Here is a 293-nt window from a genome sequence, read left to right as displayed (position 1 = left end):
GCCCCAATCACTGCGAATATCGCCATCGCTATCTGGATTGAACAGGCGTGAACTCTGATCGAGACTGGCATCTGCAAAACGTTGACCATTTTTGATATCGTCACCGATGGCCTTCAGGCGAGACTCGTTCGAATCGTTGTTCCGGCCCGCCACCAAGCTACTGCCCAGCGCATTGCCGAACGCACTTGGTCCGACGTGCAATCGTAGTCCAACGCGCGCAAACGCCCTGTTCATGCGGGTTTCGGCCGGTCCTCCAGCTCGGCCGTCGCACATTTTAACTTTTTGGCGCCGAC

The 293-nt window shown here is 56.7% G+C and carries 1 protein-coding gene; it reads right to left on the bottom strand.

Features of this window, described 5'->3' with window-relative positions; all coding sequences use genetic code 11:
- Nucleotides 1-234: hypothetical protein (locus tag F2P45_RS35095; RefSeq protein ID WP_166882759.1), on the bottom strand; the 234-nt coding region annotated here is incomplete at its 3' end.
- Nucleotides 235-293 lie beyond the last annotated feature (59 nt).

It is taken from the genome of Massilia mucilaginosa, assembly GCF_011682145.1.
Classification (GTDB): Bacteria; Pseudomonadota; Gammaproteobacteria; order Burkholderiales; family Burkholderiaceae_D; genus Telluria_A; species Telluria_A mucilaginosa.
This window is presented reverse-complemented; position numbering and strand designations above follow the sequence as displayed.